The 2,997-nt window shown below is 64.2% G+C and carries 3 protein-coding genes and 1 pseudogene; all 4 read left to right on the top strand.

Annotated elements, in window-relative coordinates:
• Window positions 1-369 (top strand): annotated as a pseudogene (locus tag G6022_RS16495) (hypothetical protein); the annotation flags it as partial.
• 100 nt (window positions 370-469) lie between these two features.
• The gene (locus G6022_RS16490; RefSeq protein ID WP_182640201.1) at window positions 470-1,366 is read left to right on the top strand and encodes a hypothetical protein; all 897 of its coding nucleotides are present in this window, start codon (window positions 470-472) and stop codon (window positions 1,364-1,366) included.
• Window positions 1,363-2,016: a class I SAM-dependent methyltransferase gene (locus G6022_RS16485; RefSeq protein WP_182640200.1), complete on the top strand. Its 654-nt coding sequence runs from the start codon at window positions 1,363-1,365 to the stop codon at window positions 2,014-2,016. Before G6022_RS16490 ends, G6022_RS16485 begins: the two co-directional genes overlap by 4 nt.
• A complete protein-coding gene (gene fabG / locus G6022_RS16480) occupies window positions 2,013-2,723 on the top strand; it encodes a 3-oxoacyl-ACP reductase FabG (protein WP_182640199.1) in 711 nt (236 codons plus the stop codon). The genes G6022_RS16485 and fabG overlap by 4 nt, the downstream gene beginning before the upstream one ends.
• Window positions 2,724-2,997: the final 274 nt, after the last annotated feature.

The following is a 2,997-nucleotide window of genomic DNA, read 5'->3' as shown; positions in this document are numbered from 1 at the left end:
GACGTGGTGGCCGAGCTGGTCGACTGCGACCGCTGGACGGGCCGCGATCTAGTGGCGGTCCTCAACCAGGATGCGCGGGAGAACCCCCGCGACTGGCCCTCCACCATCCAGAATCCAGCCGGTTTCCTGCGGCATCGCCTCTCCCGGCTCCGGGGCGTCCTCGCCGGCCCTTCGCCTAGCGAGGTGGCCGAGCAGCACCGGCAGCGTGCCCTCGAAGAGCAGCTCCAACGGGCTGAGGCTGCCGCCGCGGCCGAGGAACGCACGGCTACTCCTGAGCAGGTGTCTCGCCACATGGATGCCATCCGTTCGATCCTGCGACGACGGCAGCGCAAGTCGGCGGGGAACAACCATTTCGGCCTCGCCAGGTAGCGCCCGAGGGTGGCGATCGGGGGGCGAGGGCGCTGATCGACCGAGACTGAGCTCGAAACCATAGGCTGTGTCCGTTAATGACCACGTCGGGAGGCTTCACGTGAGACTTGATCCGAGATGGATTGTCTTCGATCTCGTAGACAGAGGCGATGGAGATCTGATGGTCCACTCCATCGGTGGAGTCCCCTGCCAACGCACTCTCCGGCGGGCCGTCAAGAGCAACCAGCTCGACCTCGACCGTGACGGTCTGAGGCTGCTCACGGACTACGCCCGCACTCGAACATGCTCGATTCCCGGCCTTCACGCCGATTACCACCTGGTCGAACACCCCGAGTGCGGTCCTACCGGAATCGCAGTCTGGCTCCATCCCACCCCGCCGGTTGAGCGCTGTGTGCTCAACTCGTGGGTCATGGACCTCGCCGACCTCACCACCGTCACCGCGGGCGACGATGTCTCCCTCATGTCAGACGGCCGTGCCGCCGGCGAACAGCGGCCGATCCAAGATCTGTGGCGGTTCTTGACCCCGGCCGACGCCGCCACACTTGTCACCCGCTACAAAGCGGCGGTGCTCGACCCGGACAACACGTGGGTCGGATACGAGTGGACTCTCAACCTTCCAGACGCTCCCCCGCTCCATATGTTCAGCGGAGGCCGTCTCCGCGTAGACGGTGAACAGCGACGAATCATCGGCACCACCGTCGTTCTCGCCGAACGTACGCAGGAACCCCCGGACCTCCTCGGCCCGCTCGTGGAGTTCGCCTCCATCACTCTTGCTCTGGTCAATCGCCTGGCGCGGAGTGCCGTCACCAGCGTCGGCACAGACGCACCGCTGAGCTACGAGGCGTTGTGTGCCCTCGTGACCGAATACGACCTGTATGAGACAGGAGTCTTCCCCGTCGAGTTAGATGGCATCGAGTTTGATGCCAGGGTGGTCCCGATTGCAGACATGGAAGGCGGGGCGGCCACAGTCATGCTGCGAAGAAGAGGAACTGCATGAGCGAAGCACGGGACCGCGGCGCCAGCGGCAGTATCTACAACCCCGTCACTCTCAGGGTCTACGACGCGGGGGTGCTCGGACTGACCAATCGACTGATCTGGCGCTGTCCAACAGCGACGATGGTCGAGCACTACCGCAGCCACGCTGGCCGCAGTCACCTCGACGTAGGCCCCGGGACCGGCTACTTCCTCGAGCACATCGACTCCCCCTCGCTCACCCTGCTCGACCTCAACGGTGCCTGTCTCACCGCCGCAGCCGACCGAGTCGGCCACGGCAGATCTGTCGCCGCCCTCCAGCAATCCTTTTTCGACCCGATCGCCAGCGAGCACAAGTTCGACTCGATCGGTTTGAACTTCGTCCTGCACTGCATTCCCAGTCAGGAGAAGTGGGACCGTCTCTCCCAGCTCCGCGGCTACCTGCGGCCCGGCGGGACCATCTTCGGCTCCACCCTCATCCCGAATCCGGACAACGCGACGCTTGCAGCTCGAGCGTTGAACAGCACCTACAACAGGCTCGGCGTGTTTGGGAACGCCAACGACACCATGGACGAGCTGGAGAACGCGCTCCACGGATACACCGATGTCGACACCCGACGAGTCGGCCAGGTAGTGCTGTTCTCTGCACGACGACCCCAGGAGGACCACCCATGACCGACGCACGCGTAGCCCTGGTCACCGGCGCCAACCGAGGAATCGGCGCGGCTATCGCCGCCCGACTCGTCAGCGACGGCTTCACCGTCGTCGGTACGCATCGAGGCAGCGGCGTCGGCGAAGGAATCCACGGCGTCGAGTGTGACGTGACCGATTCCGAGTCCGTCGATGCTGCGTTCACCTACGCAGAGCAGACCTTCGGCCCGGTCTCCGTTGTCGTGGCCAACGCCGGCATTACCAAAGACACGTTGGTGATGCGGATGAAGGAAGAGCAGTTCCTCGACGTGGTCAACACAAACTTGGCCGGCGCGTTCCGCATAGCCAAGCGAGCGACCCGTAACATGCTCAAACAAAAGTACGGGCGACTCATCTTCATTGGATCCGCGTCCGGAATGTCAGGTGTTCCCGGGCAGGTCAACTACACCGCTTCCAAGGCCGGCGTGATCGGGATGTGTCGTTCGTTCGCCCGTGAGCTTGGCGTCAAGGGTGTTACCGCCAACGTCGTTGCCCCCGGCTTCACCGAGACCGATATGTCCGATGCCATGGACGACAAGGCGAAGGAGATCGGCACGTCGATGATCCCGCTGGCCCGATTCGCCCAGCCCGAGGAGATCGCCGCGGCGGTCGCGTTCCTGGCCTCTGAAGAATCCAGCTACATCACGGGAAACGTGCTCAACGTCGACGGCGGTGTGGGAATGGGGCACTAGCGCCTATCCTGGACCGAGCTAGTGCCGCTTGTGCCGCTAGCGGCACAAGCGGCACAAGCGGCACAAGCGGCACATGCTCGGTACCCAGTAGTGTCGACCCATGATCGTCCGCGGCACCATTACGCACCTGCACGCCACCCCGCTCACGACTAAGCGGGGGTCAACCACCCTCACTGCTGTCCGCGTGATTGACGATCATTCCCGCGCGCAACATGGTGGGCAGCCCGGGTCCAGGCCCTCCCCCACCCGGTACGAAATCCAGTTCGTGGACAGC

It is taken from the genome of Dietzia sp. Cai40, assembly GCF_014145165.1.
GTDB classification, from domain to species: domain Bacteria; phylum Actinomycetota; class Actinomycetes; order Mycobacteriales; family Mycobacteriaceae; genus Dietzia; species Dietzia natronolimnaea.
This window is presented reverse-complemented; position numbering and strand designations above follow the sequence as displayed.

Excerpts from the sequence above, each read along its gene's own strand:
- G6022_RS16485 (WP_182640200.1), top strand. The coding sequence starts at position 1,363 with ATGAGCGAAGCACGGGACCGCGGCGCCAGCGGCAGTATCTACAACCCC.
- fabG (WP_182640199.1), top strand. The coding sequence starts at position 2,013 with ATGACCGACGCACGCGTAGCCCTGGTCACCGGCGCCAACCGAGGAATC.